The organism is Microbacterium sp. ProA8, assembly GCF_039905635.1.
Classification (GTDB): Bacteria; Actinomycetota; Actinomycetes; order Actinomycetales; family Microbacteriaceae; genus Microbacterium; species Microbacterium chionoecetis.
Map to the genome: position 1 here is coordinate 1,115,617 of NZ_CP157000.1, position 18,203 is coordinate 1,133,819.

At 75.6% G+C, this 18,203-nt stretch carries 1 protein-coding gene (running past one end of the window); it reads left to right on the plus strand.

The features are described from left to right. On the plus strand, positions 1 to 18,203 hold the 5' portion of the coding sequence (locus ABG085_RS04785; RefSeq protein WP_347978287.1) for a hypothetical protein. 14,473 nt of this gene lie beyond the right edge of the window; only the first 18,203 of its 32,676 coding nucleotides appear in the window; it begins with the start codon at positions 1 to 3; its stop codon lies beyond the right edge, outside the window.

The window sequence follows — 18,203 nt, forward strand, 5'->3', positions numbered from 1 at the left end:
ATGAGTCGGAGACCCCCCGTGTTCGGGGATAGGTGGGGGCGCAACGGCGGAGCCGTGCGGCCGACGGCGGGTGCGCATCGACGCAGCGCCGTGGTCGGCGTGCTTGCGGCGGCGCTCGTGCTCGGTCAGCTGAGCTGGGCCGGCCCTGCGGTGGCCGCGCCCATCGAGGTCGTGCCCGCGGATCCGGCGACGCCGCTCGTCGAGTGGACCGAGCCCGCGGTCGTCGACGGTCCCCTCGAAGAGGCGCTCGACGAGCTGTTCGAGACGGTGGTGCCCGAGCCGGCGCCCCCCGCCGAGGTCACGCCCGACGCGCCCGTCCGGCAGGCTCCCCAGACCCGCACGACCCTGCGGATCGCGGTCGCTCCGCCGGCCCCGCCGGTGGTGCCCGAGCCGCCCGCGTCGCCGTTCGGCCCGAACTGCCGGCAGGTCACCACGGGGGCGACCCCGGGTGCGTCCGGCGGCTCGAACTCCTCCACGACGAGCACCAGCAGCACGAGCCTCGTCTGCGGTCCGGGCACGGTGAATCCCGGCACGATCGGGACGAACCCGTCGCCGGCGCCGACGCCGACGATCCCGGGTCTTCCCACGCCGACGCCCACGCCGACGCCGCCCACGCCGCCGCAGCCGACCGTGCCGCCCGCGCCGACCCCGTCACCTTCGCCCACGCCCGCACCCACTCCCGCGCCGGAGCCTTCGCCCGCGCCGCAGCCGACCGGAACGCCGGAGGCGTCCGGACGATGGGTCGGCGCCACCGCCGCGCTCGCGGTGCGTCCCTTCGAAGCGGCGGGGCAGACGGCGGATGCCGCGACGGACGCGCCCGTCCCGGAACCCGCTCCCCAGCACGCGGTCCCGGCAGCCGAGCCGCCCGCACCCGCCGCTCCCGCCCCGGCGGCCGAACCCGCTCCGGCGAACCCGTCACCGGCGGAGCCCCCGGCGGGCGAGACTCCCGCGACCGCTCCGGCCGCGACCGACCCGGCAACGACCGACCCGGCGACGACCGACCCGTCGACGACGGATAGCGCCCCGACTGACGGCGCCACGACCGGCTCGACTGCGCCGGAAGGCACCGAGACGACCGACGGCGCCACCGACCCGGCCGCACCCGCAACCGAGCCCGCCGCGACGCCCGAGGCGCCGGCGGCATGGTCGGTCACCGCGACGGGCGACGTCACCGTGACCACCGCGGGCGACGACATCGTCATCACGGCCGACGGCGTGCAGACGCGCCGGGCCGCGGCATCCGTCTCGGCCATCGACATCACCGCCGGCGGCCGCGTCACGCTTCCCGCAGCGCTGGGCCTCGCCGTCTCTGTGCACGGGGCCGCCGCGCTCGCCGTCAGCGGCAGCGGACTGACGTGGTCGAGCGACGGCGCCGGTGCGGGCCAGGTCTCGGGCGTCTCGTTCTCGGGCGTCGGCGAACTCGTCGCCGCCGGGGGAGGGCATCGCCTCACCGGGCCGGCCGCCGACACCACGTGGACGGTGACGGGCGACGGCGCCGGCACCGTGGCGAGCCAGCGCTTCACGGGCTTCGCGTCGCTCCTCGGTGCGGCGGGCAACCGCGACGACTTCGTGATCGCGGGCGGCCACATCGGCTTCGTCCACGGCGGCGGGGGCGGATACGACGTCCTCCGGTTCACGGGCTCGCACGGCGCGATGATCTCGCGCCCGACCGGACCGCAGTCGGGGACGATCCGGCTGCAGGGTCGCGAGATCGCCTACGACGGCCTCGAGCCGGTCGGTCCGGCCGACGTCGCCGACTTCGACCTCGCCGACGCGACCGACGGCGACACCATCGAGATCGCGCCGGATGCCGGCAACGCCGGCTACCTGCTGGTGCGCAGCCTGGCCAACGCCTTCGAGTCGCACTCGGTGCGTCCGCTCGCCTCGTTCAAGGTCACCTCGACGGGCAAGGGCGCGGTGATCCGCATCGTCGGATCCCTCACCTTCCTCGGGGTGACGTTCCTCTTCGAGGCCACCCGGGTCGTGATGGACGCCGGCTCGACCCTCGATGCGGGCACCGGCGACGTCACCTTCACCGCGACCGATGCGTCGACGGACGACACCCCGGCACTCGCGGAGGTCGTGCTGACCGACGCCACGGTGCGCGGCGGAGACATCACCGCGACGGCCACGGCGACGAGCACCGTCGACACGGGTGCGACGGTGGGTCTCGCCCTGGGCGAGAGCACGTCGTCGGCGGCGGTCCGCCTGCAGGGTGCGACGCGCGTCGAGGCGACCGGATCGGTCGTGCTGCAGAGCACGTCGACCGCCACGCTGACCACGACGTCCACCGGAACGGGAGCGGATGCCGCGGTGGATGCCGCCGTCGCCCACGCGACGATCGACAACGCAGCCACGACCGAGATCACCGACACGGCATCGGTGCAGGCGGGCGGCGCGGTGACGCTGTCGGCCAAGACCGTGACGACCGCGACCACGTCGGCCGACGCGACCGCCGCGACGGCCGGAGCGGGCATCGCCACCACGGATGCCACGACCCGCACCGCTGCGACGATCGACACCGCGTCGGCGCAGGGCGTCGTCGCCGGCGGCCTGCTGACCCTGCTCGCCGATTCGATCCACGCTCTGTCGACGACGGCGAAGGCGAGCCCGGGCGGATCGACCGCGAACGGCACGAGCCCGAGCGCCACCACCGCCACCGCCGGCCAGCCCGGCGGTCTGGCCTCCGCCCCCGGTGGCACGATCGGCGTCGCGGGAGCGCTCGCCTTCTCGCAGCTCGACCAGCAGACGATCGCGACCCTCGGGTCGGCGACGCCGGCGGTGCCGTTCCAGAGCGGCACCGGCATCGGCGTCTCGGCCGTGTCGTCCGGCTCGGCCACGACCGACGCCGACGCCTCGGCGGTCGGCGGCTCCGCGGCCGGCGTCGGCGTCGCCGTCTCGGCGAACGTCGCGGACCTCGTCACTGAGGCCCGGATCCGCTCGGCGGCGCTGGGCGCACCGCAGGTCGAGGCATCCGCCGTCGCCGCCCCGCGCACGGCCGGCGAGACGAACGAGTACTCCGCCGAGGCGATCTCCGGAGCCGGCGGGGCGTCGAGCGTCGGCGCGGCGGGCTCGCTCGCCGTGAACGCCGCGACCCTGCTCACGCGCGCGGCGATCGACACGGGCGCGACCGTCACCGCGCCGACCGCCGACATCTCGCTCACCGCGCGCGCCGACAACGACACGATCGCGCGAGCGATTCCGGGAGCGCAGGCGGGAGCGACCACCGGCGTCGGCGCGAGCGTCGCCCTCGACATCGTGAACGACGTGACGCGTGCAGAGGTCGCCGACGGCGTGACGCTGACCGGAGCGAAGGACCTGTCGCTGACGGCGGACACGACGGCACCGGCCACGACCGAGGCCCGGGGCGGCGTCGCCTCGGACGCCGCGATCGCGACGGTGCTCGCCCTGACGATCTCGAACGTCTCGACGATCGCCCGACTGGGCACCGGTGCCCCGCTGAGCCTCGCCGGCACCTACACGTCGACCGCGACGCAGCGCGCACCACTCAGCACGACGGCCACCGGCAACGTCGACGCCGAGGACGGGGCGGCGGTCTCGGCCGTGCTCGCCCTGACCTTCGCCGACCACGCGGTGCGGTCGGAACTGGCGCGGGACATCGCCGCGGCGCTCGCGGTCATCCTGCGCGCGACGGCGCTGGCGTCGAGCGCCACGACGGCGACGTCTTCGGCGACGGGCGCGCCGGGTGAGGACGACCCGACGTCGCAAACGCCCGCCGCGCAGTCGGGCGATGCGCGCGCGTGGGCCGACGCACTCGCTCCGGCCGCCGGCGCCGCCGGCGACGGCACGGGCGGCAGCGGGTCGGTGCCGCTGCCGACGCCGAGCACGCCCCAGGGAGAGGTCACCGTCACCGCCGCCCTCGCGCTGAACGTCCACCACCTGACCGCCGACGTGTCGGTCTCGGGCATCTCGATCGAGGCACCCACCGTGACTCTCGAGGCGCTCGCGAACCTGTCGGCGGCTTCGACGGCGACGGGGTCCCCGTCGACGCGCGCACCTCCGGCCGGCACCTCGATCGCTGCGGCCGTTGCGATCAACCTCGCGGACGTCGACGTCCGCGCGGAGGTCGGCCCCTCCACCACCGTCACCGCCGACACGCTGCGGCTCTCCGCAGGCGTCGCCCCGCAGAACGCGGCGGGCGCGGCGGACGGCACCCACCGCTTCACCACCACCGCGACCGGCGGGCAGGGCGCGGGCGGCGATCTCGGAATCGCCGGCTCGGTCGCCCTCTCGGTCATCGTCCTCCGCAGCGCCGCAGGACTCACCGCCGGACCGGATGCTCCCGTCGTCACCTTCGCGGGAGCGACCCGTTCTCTCGTCGTCGAGGCGTCGTCCTCCGCCGAGACCGTCTCGCGGGCACTTCTGTCCGACACCGGGGCCGGCACGCCGACCACCGGCATCGGGGCGGCGTTCGCGCTCACGAGCGTCGACCACATCACCGTGGCGGCAGTCGGAGCGGACGCGGTGCTCACCGGCACCGACGACCTCACCTTGACCGCGAACGCCGCCGACGTCGCCCGCAGCGAGGCCCAGGGGTCGGCGCGAGGCGCGGACGCTGCGATCGCTCCGTTCTCGGCCGTGACGCTCTCGACCGTCACCACCCGCGCCGAGCTGGCCGCCGGCGCCGTCACCGCACTCACCGGCGCTCTCGCCGTCTCGGCCGCGCAGCGTGCGACCGCTTCCAGCACGGCGACGTCGGCGACCGGAACCACGGCGGGAACGGCCGTCGGCGCCGCGCTCGCCGTCACCGTGGCGAACCACGGCGTGCAGGCGACCCTGGGCCGCGCCCTCGACGTCGTGGGAACGGTGACACTCACCGCGACGTCGGTGTCGGCATCCGTCGCCACCGCCACCGCCTCGGCGGCCGGAGCGCCCGAGAACGCCGGCGACTCGGGCGACCCCGCGAACCCCGGCGGAGCAGCGGGCGACGGCGTCGACCAGGCGGTGACCGGCGCGCGCGATCACGCCGACACCGTGGCCACGGCGGCCGGCGGCAGCGGATCCGGCACGGCGGCCACGCCGAGCGCGGCGTCGTCGCAGGGCCAGGTCAACGCCGCCGCCGCGATCGCCGTGGTCGTCGCGACCGTCTCGGTCCAGGCATCCGTCGCCGCCGCGCTCACCGCGGACGGAGCCGTGACGATCATCGCGGGCGAGAATAGCGACGCTGCCTCGAGCGCCGACGGCTCGGCGTCGCAGGGCACCGACGCGACGATCGGGGCCGCCGTCGCGCTGACCTTCGCGACGGTGGTCAACCGCGCACTCATCGCGACGGGCGGGGCCGTCACGGCCCCGAGCCTCACCGTCCTCGCGCGCACCCACGTCGACGGCGCCGACACCACCTCGACGTTCGGCGCCGCGTCGGTCGCGGGAGCCGGCGGCGGCAAGCTCTCGGTCGCCGGCAGCCTCGCGATCGCCATCGTCGACCACGACACGCTCGCGTCGATCGACGGCTCGGCCGGCGGCGGCGCCGTCACGGTCACCGCCACGGGCGTCGTCGCGAGCAACGTCACGGCCCTTCCTGCGGGCGCGGGAGTGACGGATGCCGCAGACCTCGGTCTCGGCGCCGCGGTCGCGCTGTCGCTGTTCACGGTGGACGCCGTCGCGGGGCTCGGCGACGGCGGCACGCTCACCGCGCCGACGTCGCTCACCGTCACGGCCGAGTCGACGACGACCGCCACCGCCGAGGCGCGCATGGGCGCCTCGGGCGGCGGCGTGGCGATCACGCCGGCCGTCGCCATCACGCTGTCGACGGTCACCGCCCGTGCGCGGATCGGCACCGGCCCCCTCGCCACGGTGAGTGGCCCGGTGACGGTGAGCGCGCGCCAGACCGCCACCGCCGGAACGGTCGCCGGGGCGATCGTCGTCGGAGCAGGCGACGCCGGCGTCGGCGTGGCCCTGGCACTCACGGTCGCCAACCACGCCGTCGCCACCGAGCTCGCGCGCAGCCTCACCGCGAACGCCGTCACGCTCACCGCCGTGGGGGTGACGGATGCCGCGTCCACCTCGACCGCGTCGAGCGCCGGCGCCCCCGAGAACGCCGCGGACTCCGGCGATCCGTCCAGCCCGGGCGGTGCGGCCGGCACGGGTGTCGACGACACCGTCGCCGCCGAGCGCGCGCACGCCGATGCCACGTCGGCCGCACACGGCGGACCCGGGACGGGCGCCGCGACGACCCCGAGCGCCTCGTCGTCGCAGGGCGGCGTCAACGCGGCCGCCGCGATCGCGATCACCCTCGCCACGGCGCGCAGCGCGGTCGACCTGGCCGCGGGCATCGCGGTCACCGCGACGGGCGCGGTCGCGCTGACGAGCCGGGCGAACATCGACGCCGCCTCGAACGCCGACGGCTCCGCGTCGCAGGGCGCCGACGCCACGATCGGCGCAGCCGTCGCCGTCACGCGTGCCGAGGTCGACACCGACGCCGTCGTGCCCGCCGGCGTCTCGATCACCGCGGGCGCGCTCACGCTCACGGCCGGCACGACGCCCGACACCGGCGACGAGACCTCGACCTTCGGCGCGCGGTCGGTGGCCGGCGCCGGCGGAGGCAAGGTGTCGGTCGCGGGGTCGTTCGCGCTCGCGATCGTGAACCACCGCACGCGCGCGGCGATGGCGGGAACCGCGACGGTCTCCGGAGCCATCGTGACCGTCGCCGCATCCTCCGCGCGTGCGACGGACGTCAAGGCCCTGCCGGCAGGGGCGGGGGTGACCGGTGCGACCGACCTGGGGATCGGTGCGGCGGTCGCCCTCGCTGTCGTGACAGCGGCCACCCTCGCCGAGATCGCCGACGGCGGCACGGTCACGGGCGCGGGGTCGGTCGATGTCACCGCAGCGTCGACCGCGACCGACGCCGTCGAGGCGCGCATGGGGGCGTCGGGCGGCGGAGTCGCGGTCTCGCCCGCGGTCGCCGTCGCTCTCGCCACGCTGGGCACGACCGCGCGGATCGGTACCGGTCCGGCGCTCGTGGCGACCGGCGCGGTCATGGTCTCGGCCATCCAGAAGGCCACGACGTCGGCGACGGCCGGCGCCATCGTCGTCGCCGCGGGCGACGCGGGCATCGGTGCCGCGCTGGCGCTCGCCATCGCGAACCCGACCGTGCAGGCGCAGTGGGCGCGCGCGATCACGGCGGCCGCGGCGACCCTGCGCGCGTCCAGCGTCTCGGCGACCACCACAGTCGCCACCGCCTCGTCGGCCGGCGCTCCCGAGAACGACGCCGACTCGGGCGATGCCGCGAACCCCGGCGGCGCGGCCGGCACCGGTGTCGACGGCGCGGTGGCGGCGGAGCGCACCCACGCCGATTCGACGGCGACGGCGAACGGCGGCGCCACGTCCGGTGCGACGGCCACGCCGAGCGCGTCGTCGTCGCAGGGCGGCGTGAACGCCGCGGCCGCGATCGCAATCACTCTCGTGAGCGCCACCAGCCGCACCCTCATCGATCCGGGTGTCGTCGTCACGACCAGCGGCGCCGTGACCCTCGAGAGCCTCGCCAACACCGACGCGTCGTCGTCGGCCGACGGATCGGCGTCGCAGGGCGCCGACGCGACGATCGGGGCCGCTGTCGCGATCACCCTCGCCGACGTCGTCAACGCCGCCGTGCTTCCGGCAGGCGCCACGCTGCTGGCCGGCTCTCTCGTCGTCACCGCCGGGGTCGCCGTCGACGGCGCGGACCAGACCGCGACGTTCGGCGCGCGGGCCGTGTCGGGTGCCGGCGGCGGCAAGGTCTCGGTGGCCGGGTCGTTCGCCCTCGCGATCGTCGACCACGACACGCGTGCCTCCCTGGCCGGAGCGGCGACGCTGACCGGCGGAGCTGCCGCGGTCACCGCCGCCAGCCGCACCGCGACGACGGTCTCGGCGCTTCCCGCCGGCATCGGCGTCACGGATGCCGGCGATCTCGGGGTCGGGGCATCCGTCGCTCTCGCCCTCGTCACCGACCGCACCACGGCTGAGCTGGCCGACGGCGGCACGCTCACCGGCGCCTCATCGCTCACCATCTCGGCGACGTCCGAGACCACCGTCACCGTCGAGGCGCGGATGGGCGCGCAGGGCGGAGACGTGGCCCTGTCGCCCGCCGTGGCCGTCGGCCTCTCGACCGTGTCGACCAGCGCGCGCGTCGGGACGGGCGCACCCCTCTCGGTGACCGGCGCGCTCGACCTCGCCGCGACGCAGACCTCGACCGCCTCCGTGACCTCGTCGTCGCAGGTGCTCGCCGCCGGCGATGCCGGCATCGGCCTCGCCCTCGCGCTTCTGATCGCCCAGCACGGCGTGCTCGCCGCGCTCGCGCGCAGCGCCACGGGCGGTTCGGCGTCGCTCCGGGCGACCAGCCGCTCGACCTCGGCCGCGAACGCCTCGGCGTCGGCCGGCGGCGCCCCCGGCAGCTCCGGTGGCGGAGGCGGGTCGGGGACCGGCGTCGACGACGCCGTCGCCGCCGAACGCGCGCACGCCGACACGACGTCGACCGCACACGGCGGATCTGGAACGGGCGCTGCAGCAACGCCGAGCGTGTCGTCGTCGCAGGGCGGCGTCAATGCCGCCGCGGCGGTCGCGGTGACGCTCGCCACGGTCGATGCCGCCGCCTCCCTCGGCTCCGGTGCGACGCTGACGGTGGCCGGCGCCGCAGAGCTCGCGAGCGCCGCGAACACGGACGCGGCCTCGTCGGCCGACGGCTCGGCGTCGCAGGGCGCGGACGCCACGATCGGCGCCGCCGTCGCCCTCACGCTGGCCACGGTGACCAACCGGGCGGTCGTGCCCACGGGTGCAGCGGTGGTCGCGGGCTCGCTCGTCGTCTCGGCGGGCGTCGCGCCGAACGGCGCCGACACGACCTCGACCATCGGTGCGCAGTCCGTCGCCGGCGCCGGCGGCGGCGACGTATCGGTCGCCGGCTCGTTCGCCCTGGCGGTCGTGAACCAGACCACCCGCGCGGGCATCGACGGCTCGGTGACGCTGACCGGCGGCGACGTGACGGTCTCGGCGACGAGCGCCGTGGCGACGACCGTGAAGGCGCTTCCGGCGGGAGCGGGTGTGACGGATGCCGGCGACCTGGGCTTCGGCGCATCCGTCGCGCTGGCGCTGATCACCGACAAGACGGCGGCCGAGCTCGGCGACGGGTCGTCGGTCTCGGGCGCCCGCGATCTGACGCTCGCCGCGACCGCGACCGACTCCGCGATCGTCGAGGCGCGGATGGGTGCCGCGGGCGGCGGCGTGGCGCTGTCTCCGGCGGTGGCGGTCGCGCTGTCGAATGTCACGACGTGGACGCGCCTGGGGACCGGTGTGCTCACGCTGACCGGGTCGCTGACCGCGACGGCGACGCAGACCGCGACGGCCGGCACGACGGCGTCGGCGGCGGTGCTCGGCGCGGGTGACGCGGGCGTCGGCGTCGGGCTGGCGCTGAACATCGCGAACCACACGGTGACGTCGTCGCTGCTGCGGAGCGTCTCCGTCGGCGGCGCGGTGACGCTGAGGGCGTCGAGCGCGTCGACGTCGACGTCGAGTGCGTCGGCCTCGGCGGCGGGGGCGCCCGAGAACTCCAGCGGCGGCGGAGCCGGCGGCGGGGTGGACGGCGCGGTGGCCGCGGAGCGCGCGCACGCCGACAGCGCATCGACGGCGAACGGCGGCGACGGTGCAGGGTCTGCGACGGCGCCGAGTGCGTCGTCGTCGCAGGGCGGCGTGAACGTCGCTGCGGCGATCGCGATCACCCTCTCGACCGTCCGCGCCGAGACGCTGATCGCGGGCGGTGTCGGCGTCACCGCAGCGGGGACGGTGACCCTGGCGACTTCGGCGAACACGGATGCCGCATCCTCCGCCGACGGTTCGGCGTCGCAGGGCGCCGATGCGACCATCGGGGCCGCGGTCGCGATCACGCTGGCGGACGTCGTCAACCATGCCGTCGTGCCGGCCGGCGTGACCATCACCGCCGGCGACCTCGTCGTCTCCGCGATGATGACGGCGAACGGCGCCGACACGATCGCGACGATCGACGCGCAGTCGATCGCAGGCGCGGGCGGCGGCAGCGTGTCGGTCGCCGGATCGTTCGCCCTCGCGGTCGTCAACCACATCACGCGTGCCGCCATCGACGGCATGGTGAACCTCACGAGCAGCGACGTCACGGTGACCGCATCGAGCGCCGTGTCGACGACGGTGAAGGCGCTTCCCGCGGGAGCCGGGGTGACGGATGCCGGAGACTTCGGCTTCGGCGCCTCCGTGGCGCTGGCGCTGATCACCGACAAGACGACGGCCGAGCTCGGGGACGGGGCGCAGATCACCGGCGCAGAGGACATCGTCCTCACCGCGAGCGCGACCGACACCGCGACGACCGAGGCGCGGATGGGCGCAGCGGGCGGCGACGTCGCGCTGTCGCCCGCGGTCGCCGTGACCCTGTCGAACGTGACCACGACGAGCCGGCTCGGCGCGGGCGGCGTGCTCGCACTCTCGGGTTCGCTCACCGCGACGGCGACGCAGAACGCGACGGCGAGCACAACCGCGTCCGCGGCCGTGCTGGGAGCCGGTGACGCGGGCGTCGGTGTCGGCCTGGCGCTCACGATCGCGAACCACACGGTCGTCTCCGCTCTCGCACGCGGGGTCACGGCCGCCGCTGTGACGCTGGGCGCGTCGAGTGTGTCGTCCTCGTCGTCGAGCGCCTCGGCGTCGGCGGCGGGGGCGCCGGAGAACTCCAGCGGCGGCGGAGCGGGAACCGGCGTCGACAGTGCGGTGGCCGCGGAGCGCGCGCACGTCGACAGCGCATCGACGGCGAACGGCGGCGACGGCGCGGGTTCCGCGACCGCGCCGAGCGCGTCGTCGTCGCAGGGCGGCGTGAACGTCGCGGCGGCGATCGCGATCACCCTCTCGACTGTCCGCGCCGAGACGCAGCTGTCGCCGGGGATCACGGTGAACACCCAGGGCACCGTCACGCTTTCCAGCTCGGCGAACACGGATGCCGCGTCCGCCGCGGACGGCTCTGCGTCGCAGGGCGCCGATGCGACCATCGGGGCCGCGGTCGCGATCACGCTGGTCGATGTGACCAACCGCGCGACCGTTCCGGCGGGCGTCACGATCACGGCGCAGTCGCTCGTCGCGACGGCGGGCGTCACGGCGAACGGCGCCGATACGACCGCCACGATCGGCGCGCAGTCGATCGCAGGCGCCGGCGGAGGCAGCGTGTCGGTCGCCGGATCCTTCGCCCTCGCCGTGGTGAACCACCTCACCCGCGCCGACATCGACGGCACCGTCAGCCTCACCGGCGGCGACGCCACGCTCACGTCCACCAGCAGCGTCGCGACGACGGTGAAGGCCCTTCCGGCGGGGGCCGGGGTGACGGATGCCGGCGACTTCGGCTTCGGCGCATCCGTGGCGCTGGCGCTCATCACCGACAAGACGTCGGCCGAGCTCGGCGACGGCGGCACGCTCACCGGCGCGCGTCACCTGACCCTCACGGCGACGGCGACCGACGCGGCGACGACCGAGGCGCGGATGGGGGCGGCAGGCGGCGATGTCGCCCTGTCGCCCGCCGTCGCGGTCACCCTGTCGAACATCACGACCACGACCCGCCTCGGGACGGGGGCGCTCTCGCTCACCGGCTCGTTGACCGCGACGGCGACGCAGACCGCGACGGCAACCACGACCGCCTCCGCCGCGGTGCTGGGGGCCGCAGACGCGGGTGTCGGTGTCGGCCTGGCGCTCACGATCGCGAACCACACCGTGACGAGCGATCTCGCTCGAAGCGTCGCGGCCGGCGGCGACGTCACCCTCCGCGCGTCGAGTGTGTCGTCCTCGTCGTCGAGCGCCTCGGCGTCGGCGGCGGGTGCGCCCGAGAACTCCAGCGGCGGCGGAGCCGGCACCGGCGTCGACAGCGCGGTGGCCGCGGAGCGGGCGCACGTCGACAGCGCATCGACGGCGAACGGCGGCGACGGCGCGGGTTCCGCGACCGCGCCGAGTGCGTCGTCGTCGCAGGGCGGCGTGAACGTCGCTGCGGCGATCGCGATCACCCTCTCGACCGTCCGCGCCGAGACCCTCATCGCGAGCGGTCTGGCGGTCACGGCCGGAGGCACGGCCACCCTGGTCACGTCGGCCAACACGGATGCCGCATCCTCCGCCGACGGTTCGGCGTCGCAAGGTGCGGACGCGCCCATCGGGGCCGCGGTCGCCATCACGCTGGCGGACGTCGTCAATCAGGCCGTCGTGCCGGCCGGCGTCACGGTCACGGCGCAGTCGCTCGTCGCGACGGCGGGCGTCACCCCGAACGGCGCCGATACGACCGCCACGATCGGCGCGCAGTCGATCGCAGGCGCCGGCGGAGGCAGCGTGTCGGTCGCCGGATCCTTCGCCCTCGCCGTGGTGAACCACCTCACGCGCGCCGCGATCGACGGCACCGTCGCCCTCACCGGCGGCGACGCCACGCTGGGCGCGACGAGCATCGTCGTCACCACCGTCAAGGCGCTGCCGGCCGGCGCGGGCGTCACCGCGGCCGGCGACCTCGGCTTCGGGGCATCCGTCGCCCTCGCCCTCATCACCGACAAGACGACCGCCGAGCTGACGGACGGCAGCACGCTCACGGGCGCCCGCAACCTCACCCTCACGGCCACGGCCACCGACACGGCGACCGCCGAAGCGCGCATGGGTGCCGCCGGCGGCGACGTGGCACTCGCTCCCGCGGTCGCGGTCGCACTCTCGAACGTGACGACCACCACCCGTATCGGCACCGGGGCGCTGACGCTCACCGGCTCCCTCGCCGCGAGCGCGATCCAGACCGCGACGGCGGGTTCGACGGCGTCGACGTCCACCGTCGGCGCCGCTGACGCGGCGATCGGCGTGGCGCTCGCCCTCACGATCGCGAACCACATCGCCCTGACCACCCTCGCCCGCAACGTCACCGCCGGCGCGGACGTCTCGCTGCGCGCCGCCAGTGTCTCGGGCTCGGCATCGACCGCCTCCGCTTCGGCGGCGGGTGCGCCGCAGAGCACCGGCGGCGGTGGCTCATCCGGCTCCGGCGTCACCGATGCCGTCGCGGCCGAGCGCGCGCACGCCGACAGCACCTCGACGGCCAACGGCGGCGACGGCGCCGGCACGGCGACGGCGCCCCGCCCTGAGTCGTCCCAGGGCGAGGTGAATGCCGCAGCGGCGGTCGCCATCACGCTGGCGACGGTCCGGTCCGAGACGATCGTCGCACCCGGCGTCACCACCATCCAGGCCGCCGGGACCGTCACGCTGGCGAGCTCGGCCAACACCGATGCGGCGTCCGCCGCGGACGGCTCAGCCTCTCAGGGCGCCGACGCCACGATCGGGGCCGCGGTCGCGATCACCCTGGCGAACGTCCTGAACCAGGCGATCATCCCCGCCACGCTCACCGTGACCGCGGGCGGACTGGTCGTCTCGGCGACCGTGACCGCTGCGGGCGCCGACACGACCGCGACGTTCGGTGCGCGATCCGTCGCCGGGGCCGGCGGCGGCGACGTCTCGGTCGCGGGATCGTTCGCCCTCGCCATCGTCAACCACACGACCCGCGCCGGCATCGACGGCACCGTCGTGCTCACCGGCGGAGACGTCGCGCTGACGGCCGCCAGCGCGACCGCGACGACGGTCGCGGCGTTGCCCGCCGGCGCAGGGGTGACCGATGCGGGTGACTTCGGGTTCGGGGCATCCGTGGCGCTCTCGCTCCTCACCCACCGCACATCGGCCGACATCGCCGACGGCGTCAGCCTCACGGGCGCCCGCCATCTGTCGCTCACCGCGACCGCGACGGACGCGGCGGTCACCGAGGCGCGCATGGGAGCCGCCGGTGGCGACGTGGCCCTCGCCCCGGCCGTCGCGATCACGCTCTCGAACGTCACGACGTGGACGCGCATCGGCACCGGCTCGCTCACGCTCAGCGGCAGTCTCTCGATGTCGGCGACGCAGAAGGCCACCGCCGGCACCACCGCGTCGGCCGCCGTGCTCGACGCGGCCGATGCCGCGATCGGCGTCTCGCTCGCCCTCACGATCGCGAACCACACCGTGACGACCGCGCTCGGCCGTGACACCACGGCGGGCGTCGACGTCCTGCTGCGAGCGTCGAGCGTCTCGGAGTCCTCGGCGACGGCATCCGCTTCCGCTGCGGGCGCCCCCGAGAACGACGAGGACTCCGGGGATGCCTCGAACCCGGGCGGCGCGGCCGGCACCGGTGTGAACGAGCTCGCGGCGGCGGAGCGCGCGCACGCCGACGACGTCGCGAACGCCCACGGCGGCGAGGCGTCGGGGGATCAGGCAGCGCCCACGGCGCAGTCCAGCGACGGCGCCGTCAATGTGGCGGCGGCGATCGCGATCACGATCGCGACCGTGCGGGCCGAGACCATCGTCGAGCCCGTCGTCTCCGCCCTGACCGCCGGCGGCACGGTCACGCTGGCCTCGTCGGCCAACACGGACGCGGCCACCTCCGCCGACGGCTCCGCGTCGGAGGGCGGCGACGCCGCGATCGGCGCGGCCGTCGCCCTCACGCTCGCGAACGTGTCGAACCGGGCGGTCGTGCCCGCCACGCTCACTGTGACGGCGCGCGACCTCGTCGCCTCCGCCACCGTCACGGCCGACGGTGGCGACGTCACCGCCACGATGGGGGCGCAGGCGGTATCGGGCGCGGGCGGCGGCAAGATCTCGGTCGCGGGCTCGTTCGCCCTGGCGGTGGTGAACCACACCACCCGTGCCGCAGTCGACGGCACGGTCGTCCTGACCGGCGGCGATGTGACGCTCACCGCGGCGAGCGCGGTGGCGAGCACCGTCAAGGCGCTGCCCCACGGCGACGGCGTCGTCGCGACGGGAGATGCCGGGGTCGGGGCATCCATCGCCCTCAACCTCGTGACCGACCGCACGAGCGCCGAGATCTCAGACGGCGTCAGCCTCGCCGGCGCCCGCAACGTGACGCTCACCGCGACGGCCACCGACGCCGCGACCACCGAGGCGCGCATGGGCGCCAAAGGCGGCGACGTCGCCATCTCGCCGGCCGTCGCCATCACGCTCTCGAACGTGACGACGTGGACGCGCATCGGCACCGGCGTGCTGACGATCACCGGCAGCCTTGCCATGTCGGCGAGTCAGAAGGCGTCGGCCGACACCACCGCATCGGCGGCGGCGCTCGATGCCGCGGATGCCGCGATCGGCGTCTCGCTCGCGCTCACCATCGCCAACCACGCGGTCACCTCGGCTCTGGGCCGCAACGTCACCGCCGGCGCGAACGTCGGCCTCGCCGCCTTCGGTGTCTCGGCGTCGAGCGCCCGTGCGTCGGCCTCGGCGGCCGGTGCCCCCGAGAACGAGGACTCCGGCGACCCGGGCAACCCCGGCGGAGGATCCGGCACCGGCGTCGACCAGCTTGCGCAGCGCGAGCGTGAGAACGCCGACGACGTCTCGACCGACAACGGCGGTGCGGACTCCGGCGCGACGCAGAACCCCCGCGCCGAGACGAGCGCGGGTCCGGTGAGCGTCGCAGCGGCCGTCGGCATCGTGGTGTCGACGGTGCGCGCCGAGACCCTCGTCGAACCGCAGGTCACCGCGATCGTGGCGACGGGCGCCGTGACGCTCGCGTCGAGCGTCAACACCGACGCGCGCTCCGCGGGCGACGGGTCTGCGGCCGGCGAAGGCGATGCCACCATCGGCGCCGGCGTCGCGCTCACCTTCTCGACGACGGTCAACCGGGCGACCGTCCCGGCGACGCTGACGGTGACGGCCCACGACGTGACGCTGTCGGCCACGGTGACCGCCGACGGCGCCGATACGACGTCGACCTTCGGCGCGGCGGCGTCGTCGGGTGCCGCGGGCGGCAACGTCTCGGTGGCCGGCTCCGTGGCGATCGCGATCGTCACCACCGACACCGTCGCCGCGGTCTACGGCACGCTCGTCCTCACCGGCGGCGATGTGACGCTCACCGCGCGCAGCGCCGTGGCCGGCACGGTGACCGCCCTGCCGATCGGCGACGGCTCGAGCGGCACCGGCGACGCCGGGATCGGGGCATCCTTCGCGCTGACGCTCGACACCCACCGCACGACGGCCCTCATCGCCGACGGCGTGGCGGTGACGGGCTCCGACGACGTGCGGCTCACCGCCGAGGCGACGGATGCCACCACCACCGAAGCCCGCATGGGCGCGAAGGGCGGCGGGGTCGCCGTCGCGCCCGCGGTCGCGATCGTGCTCTCGAACATCACGACGCTGGCCCGCATCGGCACCGGCACCCTCGCCACGACCGGCGACGTCGTCCTCCGCGCGACGCAGAAGGCCGCCGCCGAGAACTCGGCGACCGCCGCCGCCATCGCCACCGACGATGCGGCGGTCGGCATCAGCCTCGCGCTCACGATCGCCAACCACACGGTGACCGCCGTGCTCGGCCGGGTCACGGTCGCCGGCGGCGATCTCACGCTGCACGCCTTCAGCTGGTCGCGCTCGAGCGCCCTCGCCGTGGCATCCGCCGCCGGTGCGCCCGAGAACGACGAGGACGCCGGCTCGGGCGACCCCGCCAACGAGGGCGGCGCTGCCGGCACCGGAGTCGACGAGCAGGTCGGCGGGCAGCGCGACTACACCGATCAGGTCGCCGGCGAGTACGGCGTCGAAGGCACCGGCGACACCGACACCCCGAACGCCGAGACGAGCGGCGGGCCGGTCAATGTCGCCGCGGCCGTGGGCATCGTCATCGCCACGATCCGGGCGCTCTCGATCGTCGAGCCGCAGGTCGCCGAGATCACGGCGGGCGGCACGGTGACCCTCTCGTCGTCGCAGAACACCGACGCGGCCTCCGGCGGCGACGGCTCGTCGTCGAAGGGCGGCGACGCCGCGATCGGCGTGGGCGTCGCCATCACCTACGTCGACGTCGTCAATCGCTCGGTCGTGCCGGCGACGCTCACGGTGCGCGCCCACGCGCTCGCGGTGCTCGCGACCATCACGATCGACGGCGCCGACGACACCTCGACCATCCGCGCGGTCGCCGCATCGGGCGCCGGTGGCGGCAAGATCTCCGTGGCCGGATCGGTCGCGCTCGGACTGGTCTGGTTCGACACGCTGGCGGCCGTGTCCGGCCGGGTGGTGCTCACCGGCGGCGACGCCACCATCGCCGCAGGCAGCAAGATCGACACCACGGTCAAGGCGCTCGCGGCGGGCGAGGGCGTGGTCGCGACCGGCGACGCCGGGGTCGGCGCATCCTTCGCTCTCGCACTCGTCACGAGCGACACGCACGCGCGCCTCGACGACGGGATCGAGCTCACCGGCGCCGACGACCTCACGATCGCCGCCGCGTCCGAGAGCCGCACGACCACCGAAGCGCGCATGGGCGCGAAGGGCGGCGACGTCACCGTGACGCCGGCCATCGCCATCACCGTGTCGAACGCGCGCACGAGCGCGTCGATCGGCACGCTCGCCGCCGCACCGATCACCGTCACGGGTGCGGTGCTCATCTCGGCGACCCAGCACACGGTCGCACGCACCACGGCGGGTGCCGTGGCGACGGACGCCGGGGATGCCGCGATCGGCGTCGCGATCGCGCTCAACTTCGCGTTCGACGCCGTGACCGCCACGACCCGCCGGAGCATCATCGCGGGGGAGTCGGTCGCCTTCACAGCCGCCGGTTCGTCGCTGAACGGGGCCGAGGCCGCCGCGTCGGCGAGCGGAGCGCCCGGGGAATCGAGCGGCGACGCTCCCGCCGGCGGCGTCGACGGCCAGGTGCAGCAGCAGCGCGACTACGCGAACGCCGAGAGCGTGCAGCAGGGCGGCTCGGGCGTGCAGAACAGCGCCAGCCCGTCGGCGTCGACGAGCGACGGCGGCGTCTCGGTGGCGGGAGCGATCGCGCTGAGCATCGCCGACGTGAGCTACACCGCCTGGCTGCCGGACGCGCTGCAGATCACCGCCGGCGGGCACGTGTGGTTCACCTCGAGCGCCCAGGTCGACGGCATCGTGAAGGCCGACGGCACCGCCCTCGCCCAGGACGACGCCGGGGTCGGGGTCGCCGTCGCGCTCAACCTCGTGTTCCTCACCAACCGCGCCTGGCTCGGCGAGGACGCCGTGGTCTCGGGCAACGGCTTCACCGCGGCGGCGCGCATGACCGCCGTCGGCGCCGACACGACGCACGACTTCTCGGCGATCGCGAACGCCGGCGCCGGGTCGACCGACGTCGGCGTCGCCGGGGCGGTCGCGCTCAACATCGTCACGGACAGCACCGAGGCGTGGATCCCGTCGACCGCCCGCGTCGA